Source organism: Citrobacter sp. TBCP-5362, assembly GCF_005406305.1.
Lineage (GTDB): Bacteria > Pseudomonadota > Gammaproteobacteria > Enterobacterales > Enterobacteriaceae > Citrobacter_B > Citrobacter_B koseri.
This window is the reverse complement of sequence record NZ_CP040234.1, coordinates 346,163-368,540: the sequence shown is the minus strand read 5'-3', so window position 1 is coordinate 368,540 and position 22,378 is coordinate 346,163. Positions and strand designations below refer to the sequence as shown.

Annotated in this window: 21 protein-coding genes; 6 read left to right on the top strand and 15 right to left on the bottom strand. The window is 56.0% G+C overall.

Annotated features, from left to right (window positions below; all coding sequences use genetic code 11):
* Positions 1–185: 185 nt before the first annotated feature.
* The 12 genes from trpS to FD428_RS01625 form a co-directional block, all read right to left on the bottom strand.
* Positions 186–1,190 (bottom strand): tryptophan--tRNA ligase, encoded by a 1,005-nt coding sequence (gene trpS / locus FD428_RS01680; RefSeq protein WP_012135491.1) that lies wholly within the window; start codon positions 1,188–1,190, stop codon positions 186–188.
* Positions 1,183–1,941: a phosphoglycolate phosphatase gene (gph, locus tag FD428_RS01675; RefSeq protein ID WP_012135492.1), complete on the bottom strand. Its 759-nt coding sequence runs from the start codon at positions 1,939–1,941 to the stop codon at positions 1,183–1,185. The genes trpS and gph overlap by 8 nt, the downstream gene beginning before the upstream one ends.
* The gene (rpe, locus tag FD428_RS01670; RefSeq protein ID WP_012135493.1) at positions 1,934–2,611 is read right to left on the bottom strand and encodes a ribulose-phosphate 3-epimerase; all 678 of its coding nucleotides are present in this window, start codon (positions 2,609–2,611) and stop codon (positions 1,934–1,936) included. Before rpe ends, gph begins: the two co-directional genes overlap by 8 nt.
* Before the next feature lie 17 nt (positions 2,612–2,628).
* The gene (gene dam / locus FD428_RS01665) at positions 2,629–3,465 is read right to left on the bottom strand and encodes an adenine-specific DNA-methyltransferase (RefSeq protein ID WP_012135494.1); all 837 of its coding nucleotides are present in this window, start codon (positions 3,463–3,465) and stop codon (positions 2,629–2,631) included.
* Positions 3,466–3,537: 72 nt separating this feature from the next.
* Positions 3,538–4,830 (bottom strand): cell division protein DamX, encoded by a 1,293-nt coding sequence (damX, locus tag FD428_RS01660; protein ID WP_047460719.1) that lies wholly within the window; start codon positions 4,828–4,830, stop codon positions 3,538–3,540.
* Positions 4,831–4,926: 96 nt separating this feature from the next.
* Positions 4,927–6,015 carry a 3-dehydroquinate synthase gene (gene aroB / locus FD428_RS01655; protein ID WP_047460717.1) on the bottom strand — a complete coding sequence of 363 codons (1,089 nt, stop codon included), beginning with the start codon at positions 6,013–6,015 and terminating at the stop codon, positions 4,927–4,929.
* Positions 6,016–6,073: 58 nt separating this feature from the next.
* A complete protein-coding gene (gene aroK, locus FD428_RS01650) occupies positions 6,074–6,595 on the bottom strand; it encodes a shikimate kinase AroK (protein ID WP_012135498.1) in 522 nt (173 codons plus the stop codon).
* A gap of 308 nt (positions 6,596–6,903) precedes the next feature.
* On the bottom strand, positions 6,904–8,142 hold the full coding sequence (hofQ, locus tag FD428_RS01645; protein ID WP_114848056.1) for a DNA uptake porin HofQ: 1,239 nt from the start codon (positions 8,140–8,142) through the stop codon (positions 6,904–6,906).
* Positions 8,054–8,455, bottom strand: a complete 402-nt coding sequence (locus FD428_RS01640) for a DUF2531 family protein (protein ID WP_012135501.1) — start codon at positions 8,453–8,455, stop codon at positions 8,054–8,056. The genes hofQ and FD428_RS01640 overlap by 89 nt, the downstream gene beginning before the upstream one ends.
* Positions 8,448–8,918 (bottom strand): hypothetical protein, encoded by a 471-nt coding sequence (locus FD428_RS01635; protein ID WP_114848057.1) that lies wholly within the window; start codon positions 8,916–8,918, stop codon positions 8,448–8,450. The genes FD428_RS01640 and FD428_RS01635 overlap by 8 nt, the downstream gene beginning before the upstream one ends.
* Positions 8,902–9,441, bottom strand: coding sequence for a PilN domain-containing protein (locus FD428_RS01630; RefSeq protein ID WP_150333871.1), 540 nt, complete (start codon positions 9,439–9,441; stop codon positions 8,902–8,904). Before FD428_RS01630 ends, FD428_RS01635 begins: the two co-directional genes overlap by 17 nt.
* A complete protein-coding gene (locus tag FD428_RS01625) occupies positions 9,441–10,220 on the bottom strand; it encodes a DNA utilization protein HofM (protein WP_114848059.1) in 780 nt (259 codons plus the stop codon). Before FD428_RS01625 ends, FD428_RS01630 begins: the two co-directional genes overlap by 1 nt.
* Before the next feature lie 120 nt (positions 10,221–10,340).
* Between FD428_RS01625 and mrcA the strand changes: the two genes are divergently transcribed.
* On the top strand, positions 10,341–12,893 hold the full coding sequence (gene mrcA, locus FD428_RS01620) for a peptidoglycan glycosyltransferase/peptidoglycan DD-transpeptidase MrcA (RefSeq protein ID WP_047460696.1): 2,553 nt from the start codon (positions 10,341–10,343) through the stop codon (positions 12,891–12,893).
* Positions 12,894–12,985: 92 nt separating this feature from the next.
* Here the strand turns inward: mrcA and nudE are convergent, their stop codons facing one another.
* On the bottom strand, positions 12,986–13,546 hold the full coding sequence (gene nudE / locus FD428_RS01615) for an ADP compounds hydrolase NudE (protein WP_012135506.1): 561 nt from the start codon (positions 13,544–13,546) through the stop codon (positions 12,986–12,988).
* Positions 13,547–13,868: 322 nt separating this feature from the next.
* Here nudE and igaA point away from each other — a divergent pair, with 322 nt between their 5' ends.
* From igaA to pckA, 5 genes are all read left to right on the top strand, one after another.
* Positions 13,869–16,001 (top strand): intracellular growth attenuator protein IgaA, encoded by a 2,133-nt coding sequence (gene igaA / locus FD428_RS01610; RefSeq protein WP_114848060.1) that lies wholly within the window; start codon positions 13,869–13,871, stop codon positions 15,999–16,001.
* An 81-nt stretch (positions 16,002–16,082) separates the two neighbouring features.
* The gene (gene yrfG, locus FD428_RS01605) at positions 16,083–16,751 is read left to right on the top strand and encodes a GMP/IMP nucleotidase (RefSeq protein WP_012135508.1); all 669 of its coding nucleotides are present in this window, start codon (positions 16,083–16,085) and stop codon (positions 16,749–16,751) included.
* Positions 16,752–16,761: 10 nt separating this feature from the next.
* Positions 16,762–17,163: a ribosome-associated heat shock protein Hsp15 gene (gene hslR, locus FD428_RS01600; protein WP_047460684.1), complete on the top strand. Its 402-nt coding sequence runs from the start codon at positions 16,762–16,764 to the stop codon at positions 17,161–17,163.
* 24 nt (positions 17,164–17,187) lie between these two features.
* Positions 17,188–18,066 carry an Hsp33 family molecular chaperone HslO gene (gene hslO / locus FD428_RS01595; protein WP_024131015.1) on the top strand — a complete coding sequence of 293 codons (879 nt, stop codon included), beginning with the start codon at positions 17,188–17,190 and terminating at the stop codon, positions 18,064–18,066.
* Between the two features lie 417 nt (positions 18,067–18,483).
* Positions 18,484–20,103 (top strand): phosphoenolpyruvate carboxykinase (ATP), encoded by a 1,620-nt coding sequence (pckA, locus tag FD428_RS01590; protein ID WP_012135511.1) that lies wholly within the window; start codon positions 18,484–18,486, stop codon positions 20,101–20,103.
* Between the two features lie 124 nt (positions 20,104–20,227).
* Here the strand turns inward: pckA and envZ are convergent, their stop codons facing one another.
* Complete coding sequence (gene envZ, locus FD428_RS01580; RefSeq protein ID WP_101744197.1) at positions 20,228–21,580, bottom strand: two-component system sensor histidine kinase EnvZ; 1,353 nt, start codon at positions 21,578–21,580, stop codon at positions 20,228–20,230.
* Positions 21,577–22,296 carry a two-component system response regulator OmpR gene (ompR, locus tag FD428_RS01575; RefSeq protein ID WP_001157751.1) on the bottom strand — a complete coding sequence of 240 codons (720 nt, stop codon included), beginning with the start codon at positions 22,294–22,296 and terminating at the stop codon, positions 21,577–21,579. The genes envZ and ompR overlap by 4 nt, the downstream gene beginning before the upstream one ends.
* Between the last annotated feature and the right edge of the window lie 82 nt (positions 22,297–22,378).

Genomic DNA, 22,378 nt, shown 5'->3' with positions numbered 1-22,378 from the left:
CGCGCAATGACGATGTGCGTAAACGGCGAGACGCCTCACAGTTTTTCGTCACGGGTACGCAGAGAGACAAAAAAACCGGGAAATCCCCGGTTTTTTAATGTGTGGAGTCGCATCACTGTAGGCCTCGCCGTGTTTACGCCGGGTGGCGGCGTAAACGCCTTATCTGGCCTACGGCGCGGTGCGCATTACGGCTTGGCGACAAAGCCGATCGCTTCGTAGACCGCTTTCAGCGTTTCGGAAGCACGGGCGCTGGCTTTTTCCGCCCCTTCTTTCATCACTTTCTGCAAGAAGGCTTCGTCGCTGCGGAAGCGATGATAACGCTCCTGCAACTCGGTCAGCATACCGGAAACGGCTTCAGCCACTTCACCTTTCAGATGACCATACATCTTGCCTTCGAAATGCTGCTCCAGCTCAGGGATGCTCTGGCCGGTTACGGCGGAGAGGATATCCAGCAGGTTAGACACCCCCGCTTTATTCTGGATGTCGTAGCGCACTACCGGCGGCTCGTCGGAATCCGTCACCGCACGTTTGATTTTTTTCACCACCGATTTCGGGTCTTCCAGAAGGCCGATGACGTTGTTACGGTTATCGTCCGACTTGGACATCTTTTTGGTCGGTTCCAGCAGTGACATCACGCGCGCGCCGGATTTTGGAATAAACGGCTCAGGAACGTTAAAGATATCGCCATACAGCGCGTTAAAACGCTGCGCGATGTCGCGGCTCAATTCCAGATGCTGTTTCTGATCTTCACCCACCGGCACCTGATTCGTTTGATACAGCAAAATGTCTGCCGCCATCAGAACCGGGTAATCAAACAGACCGGCGTTGATGTTCTCGGCATAGCGCGCGGATTTGTCTTTGAACTGGGTCATCCGGCTCAGTTCGCCGAAATAGGTGTAGCAGTTCAGCGCCCAGCCCAGCTGCGCGTGCTCCGGCACATGGGACTGAACAAAGATGGTGCTTTTCTCAGGATCGATACCACACGCCAGGTAGAGCGCCAGCGTATCCAGCGTCGCCTTACGCAGCTGCTGTGCATCCTGACGCACGGTGATCGCATGCTGGTCAACGATGCAGTAAATGCAATGATAGTCATCCTGCATGTTCACCCACTGACGCAGCGCACCCATATAGTTGCCAATGGTCAATTCACCTGAGGGCTGTGCGCCACTAAAAACGATGGGCTTAGTCATTTTTCGATTCCTGATTTTCGCTATGCGGAAGCCCGAGAGCGGGCAGAAGGTCATTAATAGTGTCGTAAATCACATCCGGCTGGCTAAGAGCGATTGATTCGCCATAGTTGTAGCCATACGTGAGGCCGACCGACGGGCAGCCAGCCGCTTTTGCAGCCTGAATGTCGTTACGCGAATCGCCCACGAAGAGCATCTGTTCAGGCGCGACGCCCATCCGCTTTGCCACCAGCAGCAGCGGATCGGGATGCGGCTTTTTGTTCTGCACATCGTCGCCGCCAATAACCACGCTGAAGTATTTGGCGATATCCAGCGCTTCAAGCAGCGGCGCCACAAACGGCGTCGGTTTATTGGTCACCAGTCCAAGCGGCAGCCCTTTGGCATGCAGCGCGCCCAGCGTATCGGCTACGTGCGGGAACAGGAACGTCCCTTCTTCCGCCACATCGCCATAGTAGCGGTCGAACAGCTTACGCAAAATACGCACCTGCTCCTCGGCGGGGATCTCATCATCAACAGGCGGTTTGCCCATTGTTTTACGTAACGTAGCGCGTTCCTGGCGAGCCCAAGCGAGCGCACGCTCCATCAATACATCTGCGCCGTTACCAATCCAGGTAATTACGCGATCTTCGCCAGCGGTAGGCAGTTCCAGCGCGTATAACGCCATATCTACCGCAGCGGCTAATCCCGGCGCGCTGTCGACCAGCGTGCCGTCGAGGTCAAAGGCGACACCCCGAATATCCTGCAATTTATCCATGACTTACCTTTGCCAGTTCACTGCGCATTTCATCAATGACTTTTTTGTAGTCTGGTTGGTCGAAAATCGCGGAGCCTGCCACAAACATGTCTGCGCCCGCCGCGGCGATTTCGCCGATGTTGTTCACCTTGACGCCGCCGTCCACTTCCAGGCGAATGTCATAACCTGACTCATCAATACGACGGCGCACTTCACGCAGCTTCTCCAGCGTGTGCGGAATAAAAGACTGGCCGCCAAAACCCGGGTTGACGGACATCAGCAGGATCACATCCAGCTTATCCATCACGTAATCCAGATAACTCAGCGGCGTGGCCGGGTTAAACACCAGACCCGCTTTACAGCCGTTTTCTTTAATCAGCTGCAAGGTACGATCGACATGCTCAGAGGCTTCGGGATGAAACGTAATGATGCTGGCGCCCGCTGCGGCGAAATCCGGCACGATGCGGTCAACCGGCTTCACCATCAAATGCACGTCGATGGGGGCGGTAATACCGTATTTGCGCAGGGATTTCAGCACCATCGGGCCGATGGTCAGGTTCGGCACATAGTGGTTGTCCATGACGTCAAAATGCACGACATCCGCACCAGCAGCCAGCACTTTCGCGGTGTCCTCACCCAGGCGGGCAAAATCAGCCGACAGAATTGAGGGGGCAATCAAATACTGTTTCATCCGCTTCTCCTTGAGAATTATTTTTTCGCAGGCGTTACGACTCCTGGTTGGTACAGAGCCAGCAGTTCGTCCACCTTTTTACGTGTGCCGCCATTGCTGCTTATACTGCGACGCACTTTGACCTGAAAATGTTTCGCCGCTTTGTACCACTCGCGGGTATCGGGCGTGTCATGGTTCGAAATTAACACCGGGATCCGCTTGCTGACCAGCTTTTCTGCCATCTCCGCCAGGCGCGCCTGCTCTTTTGGGCTGAAGCTATTGGTATGATAAGCGGTGAAATTCGCCGTCGCAGAAAGCGGTGCGTAAGGCGGATCGCAATAGACCACAGAATTGCTATCAGCACGATCCATACACTCTTCATACGAAAGGCAATGAAACTCTGCATTCTGCGCTTTTTTGGCAAAATGGTACAACTCCGTTTCCGGGAAGTAGGGCTTTTTGTAACGGCCAAACGGCACGTTAAACTCCCCACGCAAGTTATAGCGGCACAGGCCGTTGTAACCATAGCGGTTCAGGTATAAGAACAGGACCGCGCGACGGAACGGCTCCCGGCTCGTATTGAACTCTTCACGGAGTTGATAGTAAACCTCGGCCTGATTCGTCTCAGGCGTAAACAGCTCGCGGGAAGCCCGCACATACTCTTCAGTACGCGACTTCACGATGTTATAGAGGCTGATAAGGTCACTATTAATATCGGCAAGAATATAACGAGAAAAGTCGGTGTTAAGAAACACCGACCCGGCCCCCACAAAGGGTTCAACCAAGCATTCACCTTTCGGTAAATGCCGTTTGATGTCATCAAGCAGGGGGTATTTCCCCCCTGCCCACTTCAGAAAAGCGCGATTCTTTTTCATGCTGACTAACTAATTACACCTTCTCCGGCTGTGGAGAAAGCTCCGACAGCATCCTGCGCTTTAACATGACTATTACTTCAGATCGGCCTGCACCTGATGCAACGGTTTTGCCCACGGGTTTTTCGCCTGCACATCGGCTGGCAACGTAGACACCGCACGTTTGGCATCATCTTTAGACGCATACACACCCGTTACCAGAACATACCACGGCTGACCGTTACGCGTCGTCTGATACACCACATAGTTTTTCAGGTTTTCTTTCTTCGCCCAACCGTTCAGGTTGTCGTAGTTAGAAGAACTGCTGAGTTGCAGGGTGTAATGGCTGGAAGGCGCAGACTTCAGTGAACCCACGTTACCTGTGCTTTTCGTACCAGCCGCACTGCCGGCTGCCGCTGTGGTTTGCGCTGGCGCTGCGGTTTGTGCAGGCGCAGTGCTGGCGGTGGCTTTCGGCGCGGTCGTTGCCGCTGGCGCGGAGGTTGCTGGCGCTTTCGTCGTCGCGACCGGCGCGGCAGGTTCGCTACGTTTCGGCTGCGTGGTCGGCTTCGGTTCCGCTGGTGTCGCTTTCGCGGTGGTCTGCGGTTTCTTCGGCTCAATCACAACCTGCTTACGTTCCGGGCGCGTAGTGGCCTGACGCTCGCCCGATTGCGTCGTCGCCGTCTGACGCGGCGCATTGCCGTTGCGGATTGGCGCAACGGTGGCAGGTTCCGTCGGCAGCGTGGAGTTCGCCACCACATTGTTAACCTGTTCCTGGCCCTGCGGCTGAGTCAGCGCATTGTTCAGATCGCCCTGAACTTCCACACGCTGTTGGCCTTCGGTCGCGGCAGGCGCCTGACCCTGCGTTGGCGTTGAGGCGATCGGCGGCAGAGAAACATCCTGCTGCGTGTTTCCGGCGGTCTGTTCAGCGTCTGGCGCAGGCTGCGTGGCGCTCGCCTGATCGGTCGCGTTATTGCCGGAAAGATCGATGTTCTTCTCGGCAGACGCCGTTTGATCGCTGGAAGAGGAGGGTGAAGGGGCTTTCAGCGCGGAACCAATACCGATGATCAACAGCAGCAACACCAGAACGCCGACACCCATCATGATGTATTGACGGGAAGCGGGTTTGCTGGCGGCTTTCTTACGTTTGCGGGGACGACGCTCTACGCGTTCTTCATCCACTGCATCATCGGATTCATAATCGTCTTCGCTGTACTGCTCTTCCTCACGCGCCTTTCGCGCACGCCCTGGACGACGATCGTCCGTATCCAGGTCGACGTCATCGAAATTGATCTGTGGATCATTATCGCGTTCAGAAGATTGACGAGTACGACCAGTACGACGATCGCTGGGATCGGGTTTCAGCTCGTCTTCTGGTTTGAATTCATCCATTTAACACCCCACTCAAAGGTTAATGCTTACGACGTTGCAGTTAACCTGAATTTAAATGACCAATACCGTGCAGTATCAGTCCGACCTTTCTTGTTGTTACGCCTGCTGACAGTCAGCAATAGCGCTGAGAACGATTTCGTGCGGCACTCCGCCGCGTACTTCACTTTTCCCTATCGCCAGCGGGAGCACTAAGCGCATCTCGCCCGCCAGGACTTTCTTATCGCGCAGCATGTGTGGCAAATACGCCTGAGCAGACATCTCACGCGGCCCGTGTACAGGCAGACCTGCGCGCTGGAGCAGCGTAATAATGCGTTGCGTATCCGCAGCGCTAAACTGACCGAGACGCTCTGACGTGCGCGCCGCCATCACCATACCAGCAGCGACGGCTTCACCGTGTAACCAATTGCCATAACCCATTTCAGCTTCAATGGCATGACCAAAGGTATGTCCCAGATTCAGTAAAGCACGTAAGCCCGTTTCGCGCTCGTCTGCTGCGACAACTTCGGCTTTCAGCTCACAACAACGGCGGATACAGTACGCCATTGCCGGACCTTCCAGACGTAATAACGCGTCCAGATTGTCCTCAAGCCAGGTGAAAAATTCACCGTCAAGAATGATGCCGTATTTGATCACTTCCGCCAGACCCGATGCCAGCTCACGCGCAGGAAGCGTTTTCAGACAGTCGAGATCCACCACCACAGAAGCAGGCTGGTAGAACGCGCCGATCATGTTCTTGCCGAGGGGATGGTTTACAGCGGTTTTCCCGCCTACGGAGGAGTCGACCTGCGACAGCAATGTCGTCGGGACCTGGATAAAGCGCACGCCACGCTGATAGCTGGCGGCGGCGAAACCGGTAAGGTCGCCAATCACGCCGCCGCCGAGGGCAACCAGCGTGGTATCGCGACCGTGCGGTTTTTGCAGTAACGCGGTGAAAACCGTATCAAGTACCGTCAGGCTTTTATACTTTTCGCCATCGGGCAGGATAACGCTATCTACGTTAACCCCCGCCTGTTCAAGTACGCTACGGATCTTATCAAGGTAAAGGGGAGCCAGGGTTTCGTTGGTCACCAACATAACCTGATCGCCCGATTTCAGCGGTAAGAATGAAGCTGGTTCGTTAAACAAACCAGCCGCGATGGTGATAGGGTAACTACGTTCCCCGAGAGTAACTGTAATCCTCTCCATGACGCGACATCCACCTTAGTTACTTGTACCCGCTTACCGAGTATGTATTAAGCCAGAATCAGTTGCTTTCCAGCATATGAATAATCTGGTTTGCCACGACCTTAGCGCTCTGATCGTCGGTACGAATGGTCACGTCGGCAATCTCTTCATACAGAGGATTGCGTTCGTTGGCCAACGCTTCCAGAACTTCACGAGGCGGAGCTTCTACCTGCAACAGCGGGCGTTTCTTGTCGCGCTGCGTACGCGCAAGTTGTTTTTCGATTGTCGTTTCAAGATACACCACGACGCCACGCGCGGAGAGACGGTTACGCGTTTCACGTGATTTTACAGAGCCACCGCCGGTTGCCAGCACAATACCCTGTTTTTCCGTCAACTCGTTGATGACTTTTTCTTCGCGATCACGGAAGCCGTCTTCACCTTCTACATCGAAGACCCAGCCCACATCAGCTCCGGTTCGTTTCTCAATCTCTTGATCAGAATCGTAAAATTCCATATTGAGTTGTTGAGCTAACTGGCGCCCAATAGTGCTTTTTCCGGCACCCATAGGCCCAACCAGAAAGATATTGCGTTTCTCTGCCATTTTTTCGGTACTACTAAGACAATTCGTTAATGATAAACCCGCGTCGCAGACACCTTGCGCAGCAGGACATGAACTGAAACCTCATAAGATATTGCGAGAGTCAGACTGAAAATTATCTCAATACTCCAACGGGTTTGGCAACTGAATAAATTACCAAGACATATTGTAGACAACCCCGGAGGCAGCGTCGCCGGATAGCGACGAGAAGAACCAACTCTCAAATCGGTACTCCTTGTATGCTAAATACACCCCCACGTCAAATCCCTGAAACGTGTTCAGTGCAAAAACAGCGCGATTTCAGGCATAAATTATTCTGCCGCAACCAGTCTGGGGGTAATGAACACCACCAGTTCGCGCCGCTCGTTCTCTTTTCCATCATGGCTGAAAAGGGAACCAAGCCAGGGGATATCGCCTAACAGCGGGACGCTATCTTTAGCGGATTTGTTCTTGCGCGAAAAGATGCCGCCCAGCGCCAGCGTTTCGCCGCTTTTAACCTCGACCTGCGTGTCGATTTCCTGCTTATCGATCGCCAGCACTTCGCCATCCGCCTGCTGTAGCACCTGACCGGGAACGTTCTGGCTGATGTGAAGTTTCAGGCGAATGCGTCCCTTCGGCAAAACGGTGGGCGTCACCTCCATCCCCAGCACCGCTTCTTTAAACTCCACGGACGTCGCCCCGCTCTCGCCGCTGGAGACCTGATACGGGATTTCGCTCCCCTGCTTAATACTGGCGGGTTGCAGGTGCGAAGCCAGCAGTCGTGGGCTGGCGATAATATCAAGTTGCTGCTTCTGCTCCAGGGCGGAAAGCTCAAGATCCAACAAGCGACCGTTGATGCGCCCGATGTTAAACCCGACGCGAGACGTGGCGGCCGCGACGGAAAGATCGCTGGCAAGCGACGTCACCTGCCCTGGCGACCCGGCCTGTTGCACGTCCGCCAGCGTCCACTTTACCCCCAGCTCACGCAAGCTTTTTTCATTTATGGTGACGATATGCGCCGCCAGTTCAACCTGCTCAACGGGGAGATCCATTTGCGCCGCCCACTTTTCCAGCGCCGCCAGCGCAGCGTTGTTATCCCGAAGCAATAACCGGTTGGTGCGTTTATCTACCGTCATACTGCCTTTGGCGCTCAGCAGTTTTTCTCCCGCTTTTGCCAGTTCGGAGGCATCGGCGTATTGCAGAGAAATACTGCGATCCTCCAGCGGTAAGTTGGCCCGCAGCCTTGCCTGCTCGGCCTCCTGCCGCGCGGCGTTTTCGTTTTGCCAGTGAACCGAGTGAACATGCAGAATATTCCCCTCCTGACGCAGCACCAGCCCGGCGCTTTTTATGACCGTCAGCACCGCCTGCTTCCACGGCACATCCGTCAGACTCAGCGACAGCGAACCGCTGACGTCAGGCGAGACCACCAGATTCTTCTTCTCCTGCGCGGCAAGCGCCTGCAATACCTGAACAACAGGAACATCATCCACCACCAGCGTCACGTTTTGCGCTTTCCCCGCCTGTACGGCGGGCATCACGGCGATCAACGCTGCGGCTATCCATCGCTTCATTCACTTCTCCTTGTCGTTGCCACCGCCACTGTGACGGTTCACAGCCTTTACCGGTCTCAAGCGTTATGCTGTCTGCCGTCAGTCGGGAAATCGTCCAGCCGTTCTCCAGCACCTGATATTGTTCGACGCGCCGCCACTTCTGCTGGCTGTCTTTGAGAATGCCAGTCAGGCGCTCTCCCTGACTCACCACGCCCTGGTAACGCCACATTGGCAGTTCAGCGATCCGGCATCGGTCCTCCGGCGGTTTGAAGGGGTCGCGCATTCCGGTCAGCATCAGCAGGCAGCTACAGACCAACAGCCAGCGCTTAGTCATCAGTCAGCCGCTCCAACTGTAGCGTCAACAGCAGTTCCGTCTCCTGCGGAACAAGCGAAAAGCGGTTGATGCGCATGCCACGCTCCGCCAGCCGACTGAACAGTTGCGGAACCGCCTCCCAGGTGGATGACAGCGCCAGCTCGCCTCCCTGCGCGGAAGGCTGCCAGTGAAGAAGGCGTACCGGAGAGCGCTGAAAATCCAGAGGGGAAAAAGGCACGCGCTTGCTGGCCGACGCTAAACGAGACATATCCATTGATGCGGCGATCTGGCGCAGGCTTCGCCACTGCCGGTCGATAGCCGCCCGCTGTTGCGCCAGCGCCGTTCGTTGCCGCTCCTGTTGCTGCGCACCCGAAGAAAACGCGCATAAACACGCCAGTAATCCCAGCCCCAGGCTCCAGCCTAACCAGCAGAAGAAGCGGGTTCGCGGCAATAACCCGCACCAGAGGTCAAAAAGCGCGGCCATCTGCGAGGCTCCTTTTTAACGGGTAATGAAATTGCCAGCGTCCCTGCGCATCCTGCTGCGTTGCCCCACTCCCGGCTAACGGGAAATCAGGATGACGACGTAGCGCGGTTTCCAGCGTGTTTAACGCGAGAAATGTCGTCGCGTATCCCTCAAGTTCCAGCGTTCCCTGCTGCCAGGATAACCGGGTTAGCCACGCCTGCTCGGGCAACAGCGCCGCCATCCCTTCCAGCACGCTCTGCCAGCGCCGCGTCTGCTCATATTCCGTTTGCCGCTGCAACGCTTGCTGCCACGCGGTCTGCCGCTGCTGTAAGCGGGGTTGGATCGCCAGCAGCGCGGCCGCGCGCTCTTTCTCTGCGATCGGCCACTGCGCATCCGCCCGTTTTTGCGCCGTGAGCGTAACCTCATGGATGCACGCCAGCGCAATGGCCAGCAGCAGTGAACCGCTGAACATAACGCTCCAGAATCGCAGACATTCGCGCCGCCGGGACTGGCGCCAGGGCAAAAAGTTGACCGGATGACTCATCAGCACGGCGCCCCCATTGCTAATCCCAGTGCGATGGCAAAGGTATGGCCTTCCGGCGGAACGGGAGGCTGGCGAATGGCAACCGCGCACCAGGGTTCGAAGCCGCCCGCGCCGCACACCGTCAGACTTTCCGGCGCAATGGACAACGTCGCGGCAAGACTGTCGGCGCAGGCCGCCTCTTGTAGCGGTTTTCGTCCCCACGCATAGCGCGTCGCCCACAGCCACTGTTCTTCGTCACGCCAGGCCAGACACTGCTGGTGCGCCAGCAGATAAGGAATAAAGCGCTGTAATGCGCAGGCATCCGGCGTAATAGCCGTCACCTGCATTTTCAGTTTTTGCGCCAGCGTTAATAAGGTCGCCACCTCCTTGCTTTGGGCGGCGGTCACGTTAAATGCCGGAGTCAGGGTATCTTCGCGATAGTCAAAGCGCAGGGCGTCGGGGGGCATATCCAGCTCACGCGCCATCGCGCCGGTCAGCCACGCCGTTTGTTCACGTTCGCGCAGCGCCATTTCCGGGCGCGGAAAATGCTTTTGCAGCGTCCGGCTGGCAGGGAAAGAGAGATAAATATGATGCCGGTGAGGAAGCGAACGACGCCACGGAAGCAGCGCATCGACGAGCTGTTCAGGCTCTCGGAGATGCCCGTCAACGAAGGTACGTTCCGCCAGCGGCACCCGCCACCAGCGTTGTAAAGACCAGCCTGACGCGCCGCGAATCACGGCGACAGCCAGCGCCTCATGCTGCTGAATATGAAGGCCAATTTGCCAGAACCTGAAAGCCATTGCTTATGATCTCCTTATCAATGGTCGCTCTTACGGGTATATCAATGCGTCTGGCTTGCCTTTATACTACCGCGCGTTTGTTTATAAACTGCCCAAATGACACTAAATGGGAAATCTCCAGTGAAGTTCGTAAAGTATTTATTGATCCTTGCAGTATGTTGCATCCTGCTGGGAGCAGGCTCGATTTATGGCCTCTACCGCTATATCGAGCCGCAACTACCTGACGTCGCGACCTTAAAAGACGTGCGTTTGCAGATTCCGATGCAGGTTTACAGCGCGGATGGCGAGCTGATCGCGCAGTATGGCGAGAAACGTCGTATCCCGGTCACGCTTGACCAGATGCCGCCGGAAATGGTTAAAGCCTTTATCGCTACGGAAGACAGCCGCTTTTACGAGCATCATGGCGTCGATCCGGTAGGGATCTTCCGTGCGGCCAGCGTCGCGCTGTTCTCAGGCCATGCCTCACAGGGGGCAAGTACCATCACCCAGCAGCTGGCGAGAAACTTCTTCCTGAGCCCGGAACGCACGCTGATGCGTAAAATTAAGGAAGCGTTCCTGGCAATCCGCATTGAGCAGATGTTGAGCAAAGATGAGATCCTCGAACTTTACCTGAACAAGATCTACCTCGGCTACCGTGCCTACGGCGTCGGCGCGGCGGCGCAGGTCTATTTCGGTAAGACGGTCGATCAGCTCACCCTGAGCGAAATGGCGGTGATTGCCGGTCTGCCGAAAGCCCCTTCCACATTTAACCCGCTCTACTCGATGGATCGGGCGACGGCGCGTCGTAACGTGGTGCTGTCTCGTATGTTGAGCGAAGGCTACATCACCCAGGCGCAGTACGATCAGGCGCGCGGCGAAGCGATTGACGCCAATTACCATGCGCCGGAAATCGCGTTCTCAGCGCCGTATCTGTCGGAAATGGTGCGCCAGGAAATGTACAGCCGTTATGGCGAAAGCGCCTATGAAGACGGGTATCGCATCTACACCACAATCACCCGCAAAGTACAGCAGGCGGCGCAGCAAGCCGTGCGTAACAACGTGCTGGACTACGACATGCGCCACGGCTATCGCGGCCCGTCGAACGTGCTGTGGAAAGTAGGCGAAACCGCCTGGGACAACAAAAAAATCACCGACACGCTGAAAGCCCTGCCAACCTACGGGCCGTTGCTGCCTGCCGTCATTACTGGCGCGAATCCGCAGGAAGCCACCGCGATGCTCGCTGATGGCACCTCCGTGTCGCTGCGGATGGAAGGCGTACGCTGGGCGCGCCCTTACCGTTCGGATACCCAACAGGGCCCGACGCCGCGTAAAGTGACCGACGCCGTACAGACAGGCCAACAAATCTGGGTTCGCCAGATGGGTGATGCCTGGTGGCTGGCGCAAGTCCCGGATGTGAACTCGGCGCTGGTTTCCATCAACCCGCAAAACGGCGCGGTTCTGGCGCTGGTCGGCGGTTTTGACTTCAACCAGAGTAAATTCAACCGCGCCACGCAGGCGCTGCGTCAGGTCGGGTCGAACATCAAACCGTTCCTCTATACCGCCGCGATGGATAAAGGTCTGACGCTGGCGAGTATGCTGAACGACGTGCCGATTTCCCGCTGGGATGCTGGCGCCGGTTCCGACTGGCGGCCAAAAAACTCCCCGCCGCAGTATGCCGGGCCAATCCGCTTACGTCAGGGTCTGGGTCAGTCGAAAAACGTGGTGATGGTGCGGGCGATGCGCGCGATGGGCGTGGATTACGCCGCAGAGTATCTGCAACGCTTCGGTTTCCCGGCGCAGAACATCGTGCATACCGAATCGCTGGCGCTGGGCTCCGCGTCCTTCACCCCGATGCAGGTGGCGCGCGGTTATGCGGTAATGTCTAACGGCGGCTTCCTGGTAGACCCGTATTTCATCAGCAAGATAGAGACCGACCAGGGCGGCGTGATCTTCGAAGCGAAGCCGAAAATCGCCTGCCCGGATTGCGATATCCCGGTCATTTACGGTGATACCCAAAAATCCAACGTGCTGGAAAACAATAACGTTGAAGATGTCGCCATCTCTCAGGAGCAGCAAAACGCCACCGTGCCGATGCCAAAACTGGAGCAGGCTAACCAGGCGTTAGTGGCGCAAAGCGGAATGCAGGAATATGCTCCACATGTGATCAACACGCCGCTGGCCTTCCTGATTAAGAGCGCGCTGAACAGCAACATCTTCGGCGAACCCGGCTGGATGGGCACCGGCTGGCGCGCGGGTCGCGACCTGCAACGTCATGATATCGGCGGAAAAACCGGAACCACCAACAGCTCGAAAGATGCCTGGTTCTCCGGTTACGGCCCGGGCGTGGTGACTTCCGTGTGGATCGGCTTTGACGATCACCGTCGCGATCTGGGGCGCACTACCGCGTCCGGGGCGATCAAAGACCAGATTTCTGGTTACGAAGGTGGCGCGAAAAGTGCGCAACCCGCATGGGATGCTTACATGAAAGCCGTGCTGGAAGGGGTTCCTGAAGAGCCGTTGACGCCGCCTCCGGGCATCGTGACGATCAATATCGACAGAAGCACCGGGCAACTGGCAAACGGCGGTAACAGCCGCGCGGAATACTTTATCGAAGGCACTCAGCCAACGCAGCAGGCGGTGCATGAGGTGGGCACCACCATTATCGATAACGGTGAGACACACGAACTGTTTTGATCTTTTGCCGGATGGCGACGCCTGAGGCGTCTTATCCGGCCTACGTTTTGTTGTAGGCCAGGTAAAAGTCAGCCGCCATCCGGCAATATAAATTACAACCGCCCCTGCCCCTTCAGCCACTCACGGACCAGGAACAGCGCGCTGACGTTTCGCGCTTCACTGAAATCCGGTTCTTCCAGCAGATCCATTAAATGCGTCAGCGGCCAGCGCACCTGCGGCAGCGGTTCCGGCTCGTCGCCTTCCAGTGATTCAGGATAGAGGTCTTCCGCTATCACAATGTTCATTTTGCTGGAAAAATAGGACGGCGCCATGCTGAGCTTTTTGAGGAACGTCAGATCGTTCGCGCCAAACCCAACTTCTTCTTTCAGTTCGCGGTTCGCCGCTTCAAAAACGGTTTCGCCAGGGTCGATCAACCCTTTGGAGAACCCCAGCTCATAAGACTCCGTGCCCACGGCATATTCACGGATCAGAATCAGGTGATCGTCTACGATCGGCACAATCATTACCGCTTCACGAGTGGACGGACGCATACGCTCATAGACGCGGCGCACGCCGTTGCTGAATTCGAGATCCACACTTTCGACGTTAAACAGCCGGGATTTCGCGACAGTTTCAACTTTCAAAATGGTGGGTTTTTGTAATGATTTGCTCATCGTGAGAATCTATGCAGTGAAATCTGGTGCCATTGTGCGATATACAGCACGGTTTCGGCAATGTGAATTGCCGTTTATTTACATTTATGTAACGTAGCAAAAATTAATTCCCATTTAAAATTAAAAGTCAATAGGTTGAAATAACTCCAGGAATTTGCTGATATTCCGCTTTTGGTGGGTTTGCTATGATCCGCATTCACTGGGATGCGCGTAAAAATGCTCAAGTTCAACTCCACGCTTGCCGATAGCCAACCACAGCATCACATTTATTCGACAGGGTGCGACTGACCACGCCTGACAGACTTAGTAAGATGGGGAAAGCATGAGCACCATTTTGATTTTCTTAGCTGCTTTGCTGGCCTGCTCTCTACTGGCAGGATGGCTACTCAGAGTAAGAGCCAGGCGGCAGAATCTGCCCTGGATCAGCGCCTTTTCAGACGCCGCGACGCGCAAGCTAACGCCGGAAGAGCGCAGTGCGGTTGAAAACTATCTCGACAACCTCAGTCAGATTCAGCAGGTGCCGGGGCCGACAGGCGCCAGTACCGCTCCCGTGTCGTTAACGCTGAATGCCCAGAGTAATAACGTCATTATTCTGACCCATTCCATTACGCGTTACGGCATTACGACCGACGATCCCAATAAATGGCGATATTACCTTGATTCCGTTGAGGTTCATTTGCCGCCGTTCTGGGAACAGTACATCAATGACGAAAATAACGTTGAGCTGATCCATACCGATACGCTTCCTTTAGTCATCTCGCTTAACGGCCACACGTTGCAGGAGTACATGCAGGAGACGCGCGGCTATGCGCTACAGCATACCTCCTCCACCCAGGCGTCGATTCGTGGCGAAGAGAGCGAGCAAATTGAACTGCTGAACATTCGTCAGGAAACTCACGAAGAGTATGCGCTCAGCCGCCCCGCGGGGCTGCGCGAAGCATCGCTGATTGTGGCCTCATTCCTGCTGTTCTTCTGTTGCTTAATTACGCCGGATGTCTTCGTGCCGTGGATTGCGGGCGGCGCAATTCTGCTGCTCGCCGCAGGTCTCTGGGGGCTGTTCGCACCGCCATCTAAAACCTCGCTGCGAGAGATTCACTGCCTGCGGGGAACCCCGCGTCGCTGGGGGCTGTTTGGCGAAAACGATCAGGAGCAGATCAACAATATTTCGCTGGGAATTATTGACCTGATTTACCCTGCCCACTGGCAACCCTATATCGCACAGGATCTCGGGCAGCAAACGGATATTGATATCTATCTGGATCGCCACGTCGCGCGGCAAGGGCGTTTTCTCTCCCTGCATGACGAGGTGAAAAATTTCCCGTTGCAACACTGGCTGCGTAGCGCCGTTATTGCGGGCGGATCGCTGCTGGTGCTGTTTATGCTGCTCTTTTGGATCCCGCTGGATATGCCGATCAAATTCACCTTGTCGTGGATGAAAGGCGCGCAAACCATTGAGGCCACCAGCGTTAAACAGCTCCACGACGCCGGAGTTCGCGTGGGCGATACGCTGCATCTGAACGGCAAAGGCATGTGTAATATCCATCAGTCTGGTAGCTGGACTGCGCAGCCGAACTCCCCTTTTATGCCGTTTGATTGCTCGCAAATCATCTGGAATGACGCGCGGACGCTGCCGCTGCCCGAGTCCGATCTCGTCAACAAAGCCGCAGCGCTGACCCAGGCCATCAACCGCCAGCTGCACCCGAAGCCGGAAGATGACTCCCGCGTTAGCGCGTCGCTGCGTTCGGCGATTCAAAAGTCCGGGATGGTATTGCTGGATGATTTCGGCGACATCGTATTAAAGACCGCCGATCTGTGCGCCGCCGAAGACGAATGCGTGCGCCTGAAAAACGCGCTGGTGAACCTCGGCAATAGCAAAAACTGGGCCGCGCTGGTCAAACGCGCGAATGCGGGCAAACTTGACGGCGTGAACGTTCTGCTGCGCCCTGTCAGCGCGGAGTCGCTCGATAACCTGGTGACGACCTCAACCGCGCCGTTTATCTCCCGTGAAACCGCGCGCGCCGCACAGGCGCTTAACAGCCCCGCGCCGGGCGGCTTCCTGATTATCAGCGATGAAGGCAGCGATCTGGTTGATCAGCCGTGGCCGTCGATGTCCCTGTACGATTACCCCGCGCAGGAACAGTGGGGCGCATTCCAGCGCCTGGCGCAGATGTTAATGCAAACACCGTTTAGCGCCGAAGGGATCGTCACCCGTGTCTACACCGACGCCAACGGCACGCAGCACATCGGTCTGCACCGCATCCCGGATCGTTCCGGTTTATGGCGCTACCTTGGCACGACGTTGCTGATGCTCACCATGCTGGGCTGCGCCGCTTACAACGGCATTCAGGCGTTCAGACGTTATCAGCGTAACCGCACCCGTATGGCGGAAATTCAGGAATATTATGAAAACTGCCTGAATCCAAAGCTGATCGCCTCCCCGGAAAGCCTCATCTGACAGCTCACGGTATGCTACCCTGTAGCGCATATCCGGCAAAAGCCGCCAGGATTTGGCGGCAATCTCATCTGGAGAATTCCCATGCATATTGATATTGCCTGGCAGGACGTCGATACCGTTTTGCTGGACATGGACGGCACGCTGCTCGATCTGGCATTCGATAACTATTTCTGGCAGAAACTGGTGCCGGAAACCTATGGCGCACAGCAGGGAATCACAGCACAGGAAGCCCAGGACTATATTCGCCAGCAGTATCATGCCGTGCAGCATACGCTAAACTGGTACTGTCTTGATTACTGGAGCGAGCGGCTGGGTCTGGACATTTGCGCTATGACGACGGCACAGGGGCCGCGCGCCGTGCTGCGCGAAGATACCGTGCCGTTTCTGGATGCGTTAAAAGCCCGCGGTAAACGCCGCATTCTGCTGACCAACGCGCACCCGCATAACCTGGCGGTGAAGCTGGAACATACCGGTCTGGCATCACACCTTGATTTATTACTTTCCACCCACACATTTGGTTATCCCAAAGAGGATCAGCGGTTATGGCACGCAGTGGCTGAAGAAACGGGAATAAGCGCAGAGAAAACGCTGTTTATCGACGACAGCGAACCGATTCTCGACGCCGCCGCCCAATTCGGCATTCGTTACTGCCTCGGCGTGACCAATCCCGACTCCGGCATTGCAGAAAAGCAGTATGCACGCCATCCGTCGTTGAATGATTACCGCCGGCTGATCCCCTCACTGATGTGAAGGAGACGCCATGAAAGAAAAGCCCTCTATTGAGGTCCGACTGGATAAATGGCTGTGGGCCGCACGCTTTTATAAAACCCGTGCATTGGCCCGCGAAATGGTTGAAGGCGGTAAGGTGCACTATAACGGGCAGCGCAGCAAGCCGGGCAAGATTGTCGAGCTGAATGCGACGCTGACCCTGCGCCAGGGCAACGACGAGCGGACGGTAATCATTAAAGGCATTACCGAGCAGCGCCGTCCGGCGAGCGAAGCCGTTACGCTGTATGAAGAAACAGCGGAGAGCGTGGAAAAACGCGAAAAAATGGCGCAGGCACGCAAACTTAACGCATTAACCATGCCGCACCCGGACAGGCGACCGGATAAAAAAGAGCGCCGCGACCTGTTACGATTTAAACACGGCGACAGTGAGTGACTGTCACCCGCAAGAGAGATGATTATGCCGCAACATGACCAATTACATCGTTATCTGTTTGAAAACTTTGCCGTGCGCGGCGAACTGGTGACCGTATCGGAAACCCTGCAACAGATCCTCGAAAACCACGCCTATCCGCAGCCGGTCAAAACCGTGCTGGCCGAGCTGCTGGTCGCCACCAGCCTGCTGACTGCCACGCTGAAATTTGCCGGTGACATTACCGTGCAGCTACAGGGCGACGGCCCACTGAGCCTGGCGGTGATCAACGGCAATAACAACCAGCAGATGCGCGGCGTCGCTCGCGTACAGGGCGAAGTGCCGGAAAACGCGGATCTGAAAACGCTGGTGGGCAACGGCTATCTGGTGATCACCATTACGCCGGAAGAAGGCGAGCGTTATCAGGGCGTGGTCGGTCTGGAAGGCGACACGCTGGCAGCGTGTCTGGAAGATTACTTCCTGCGTTCCGAACAGTTGCCGACACGCCTGTTCATCCGCACTGGCGAGGTGGAAGGCAAACCGGCGGCGGGCGGAATGCTGCTACAGGTAATGCCCGCGCAGAACGCGCAGGCGGACGACTTCGATCACCTGGCGACGCTGACCGGAACCATCAAAACCGAAGAGTTGCTGACTCTTCCGGCTAACGATGTGTTGTGGCGTTTGTACCATGAAGAAGAGGTCACGCTCTACGACCCGCAGGACGTTGAGTTCAAGTGTACCTGTTCTCGTGAACGCTGTGCGGGCGCGCTGAAAACGCTACCGGATGAAGAAGTGGACAGCATCCTGGCGGAAGAAGGCGAGATCGATATGCACTGCGATTACTGCGGCAGCCACTATCTGTTCAACGCGATGGACATTGCGGAAATCCGCAACAACGCCTCCCCTGCCGACCCGCAGGTGCATTAATCACTAGTAAAAAGCCTGATGGCGAATCGCTCATCAGGCTTACTCATTTACAGGTCAGATAAGACGCATCCGCGTCGTCATCCGGCCTGCTCCGCAAAATTCCGCACTTTTTGTTCATTTTTTCCTTCGTGGTGAATCGATATTTTATATGTAAGAGTTTCGTAAATTTCTTACATGAATGCGATTACACTCACAACATTCCCGCAGAATACACTCATTTTTAACGTTTTAAGAACATTTTCCACAACAAAAAAGGGTTCTCTGCCATAATAAGCGCCGCTTCGTGACAGGAGTCACAGCGTTTTCGGTCAATCGTGATTTTGTCCAGATACGTAAATCTATGAGCCTCGTCGCGGTTAACAAACCCTAAAAAACCCTACAATTTCAGGTAATACATATTGGCTAAGGAGTAGTGACATGCGCGTTAACAGCTTAACCCCGCAAGATCTCAAGGCTTATGGTATCAATGACGTTCAGGATATCGTTTACAACCCCAGCTACGACCTGCTGTACCAGGAGGAACTCGATCCTACTCTGGAAGGTTACGAGCGCGGCGTATTAACGAATCTGGGCGCCGTTGCCGTTGATACTGGTATCTTTACCGGACGTTCGCCGAAGGATAAATACATTGTCCGTGACGACACCACGCGTGACACGCTCTGGTGGTCCGACAAAGGCAAAGGCAAGAACGACAACAAACCGCTGTCCCAGGAAACCTGGCAGCACCTGAAAGGGCTGGTAACTCAGCAACTCTCCGGCAAACGCCTGTTCATCGTTGACGCCTTCTGCGGCGCTAACGCGGACACCCGTCTCTCCGTTCGCTTCATCACGGAAGTCGCCTGGCAGGCGCATTTTGTCAAAAACATGTTCATCCGTCCTGCGGACGAAGAACTGGTGGATTTCAAACCAGACTTTATCGTGATGAACGGCGCGAAATGCACCAACCCGCAGTGGAAGGAACAGGGGCTGAACTCTGAAAACTTCGTAGCCTTCAACCTGACTGAACGCATTCAGTTAATTGGCGGCACCTGGTACGGCGGCGAAATGAAAAAAGGGATGTTCTCCGTCATGAACTACCTGCTGCCGCTGAAAGGCATTGCCTCCATGCACTGCTCCGCCAACGTGGGTGAGAAAGGCGACGTCGCGGTCTTCTTCGGGCTTTCCGGCACCGGGAAAACCACCCTATCCACCGACCCGAAACGCCGTCTGATCGGCGATGACGAACACGGCTGGGATGACGACGGCGTGTTTAACTTTGAAGGCGGCTGCTACGCGAAAACCATCAAGCTGTCTAAAGAAGCCGAACCGGAAATCTACAACGCTATCCGTCGCGATGCGCTGCTGGAAAACGTCACCGTTCGCGAAGATGGCTCCATCGATTTCGACGATGGTTCCAAAACCGAGAACACCCGCGTCTCCTACCCGATTTATCATATCGATAACATCGTTAAGCCGGTATCAAAAGCGGGCCATGCAACCAAAGTCATCTTCCTGACTGCCGACGCTTTCGGCGTGCTGCCGCCGGTTTCTCGCCTGACGGCTGACCAGACGCAGTACCACTTCCTGTCTGGCTTTACCGCTAAACTGGCCGGTACTGAGCGCGGCGTTACCGAACCGACGCCAACCTTCTCTGCCTGCTTCGGCGCGGCGTTCCTGTCGCTGCACCCGACGCAGTACGCTGAAGTGCTGGTCAAACGCATGCAGGCATCCGGCGCACAGGCGTATCTGGTAAACACCGGCTGGAACGGCACGGGCAAACGTATCTCCATCAAAGATACGCGCGCGATTATCGACGCCATCCTGAACGGCTCTCTGGATAATGCGGAAACCTTTAATCTGCCGATGTTTGACCTGGCGATCCCGACCGAGCTGCCGGGCGTAGAGACACGTATTCTTGACCCGCGTAACACCTACGCGTCACCGGAACAGTGGCAGGAAAAAGCCACCGCGCTGGCGAAACTGTTTGTCGAGAATTTCGAGAAATACACCGATACCCCAGCCGGTGAAGCGCTGGTCAGCGCCGGGCCGAAGCTGTAAAAAAACACGCCGGATGGCGGCTGCGCCTTATCCGGCCTACAGAGCACACGTTGTTGTAGGCCCGGTAAGCGTAGCGCCACCGGGCGCTGAGAAATAAAAAGGGAGGCATTTCGCCTCCCTTTTCTTATGCGTCTTTCGTCGAACCCGGTACGCGAGTGACCGGAATCGGCAGCCAGGCGCGAATAGAAAGCCCACCGCGCTCACTGGAGCCAATCTCCAGCATACCGTTATGGTTATCCACAATACGCTGCACAATCGCCAGACCCAACCCGGTGCCGCTGGTGCTGCGCGCGCTGTCGCCACGCACAAACGGCTGGAACAGATGCTTACGCTGTTCCGGCTTAATACCCGGCCCATCGTCTTCAACCTGGAACCAGGCGCGATGCGGTTCCGTACCGCTGCTGACCTTGATCCAGCCATTGCCATAACGGGCGGCGTTGACCACCATATTGGCGATCGCGCGTTTAATCGACAACGGATGCATTTTCACCTGAATACTGCCCGGTTGCAGCGCGGTATCAATTTCCCGCTCGTAGCCGCTTTCCGCCGCAATAACCTCACCCAACACGGCATTCAGATCGGCCATCTCCATCGGCATTTCCTGACCGGTACGCAGGTAATCGATGAATTGTTCGATAATGGCGTTGCACTCTTCGATGTCCTTATTAATGGACTCCGCGAGATAGCCGTCCTCTTCACCCATCATTTCGGTAGCCAGGCGGATACGCGTCAACGGTGTGCGCAAATCGTGGCTCACCCCCGCCATCAGCAAGGTACGGTCATCAGCCAGTTGCTTCACGCCCGCCGCCATATGGTTGAAGGCGCGGGTCACAGAGCGCACCTCCGACGCGCCATACTCGCGCAGCGGCGGCGGAATCATGCCTTTCCCCACCTGCAACGCAGCATGTTCAAGATCGACCAGCGGTCGGTTCTGGATACGAATAAACAACCATGCGCCGCCTATCGCCAGCAGCATAATCGCCAGCGTATAGCGGAACAGCGGGGAGAAATCGCCCTGATGGATTTCCGTCAGCGGCACGCGCACCCAGATATTGGGCGACAGCCAGGTTTTCAGCCAGACCACCGGCGAGCTTTTGTTGACCTCAACGCGCACTTCCGTCGGGCCGCCCAGCTGCTGCGCCATCTGATGGCTTAAGAATTCATAGTGTTGCGCCCAACGCAGCCCGGCCTCTTCGGCAGCCTCGTTGGAATAGAGAGAAATCCCCAGCTCACGATAGATTTCCCGGCGGAACGCAGGCGGCACCACCAGTTGCGTGCCGTCCTCCAGTTGCAGCTTATCGGTCATCAGCATACGAACTTCGTAGGCCAGAACCTTATTAAACTGCTGGAGGCTCGGCAGAATCGCAAAGTTCAGCACCACCAGATAAGTCGTCACCAGGCTGACGAACAGCAAGGTGACGATGAGCAGTAGCGTGCGGGCAAATGAACTTCGCGGTGAGAAGCGCATTCGCCTCATGCTTTAGAACCGTCCGGTACAAAGACGTAGCCCAGGCCCCAGACGGTCTGAATGTAACGCGGATGCGCCGGATCTTCTTCCACCATGCGGCGCAGACGGGAGATCTGCACGTCGATGGAGCGTTCCATCGCAGAGTATTCACGACCGCGCGCCAGGTTCATCAGCTTATCGCGGGAAAGCGGTTCGCGCGGGTGGCTGACCAGCGCTTTCAGTACCGCAAATTCACCGCTGGTGAGCGGCATAGGTTCGTCTTCGCGGAACATTTCGCGGGTGCCGAGGTTCAGCTTGAACTTACCGAAGGCGATTACCGCTTCTTCCTGCGAAGGCGCGCCCGGCAGTTCGTTCGCCTGACGGCGCAGCACAGCGCGAATACGCGCCAGCAGTTCACGCGGGTTGAATGGCTTCGGAATGTAGTCGTCAGCACCGATCTCCAGACCCACAATGCGGTCCACTTCTTCACCCTTCGCCGTCACCATGATGATCGGCATAGGGTTGCTCTGGCTGCGCAGACGGCGGCAAATTGACAGGCCATCTTCGCCAGGCAGCATGAGGTCCAGTACCATAAGGTGGAAGGACTCACGGGTCAGCAGACGATCCATTTGCTCGGCGTTTGCCACGCTTCGAACCTGGAAGCCCTGCTCGGTCAGATAACGTTCCAGTAGCGCGCGCAGGCGCATATCGTCATCCACCACCAGAATCTTATAATTCTCTTGCATTGTTTTACTCCCAAAGGTTCGCAACAATTGAATGTGTGTATTCTTAAAAAAGCTTACGTTCGTCACCAGCGAATTCTGGTAT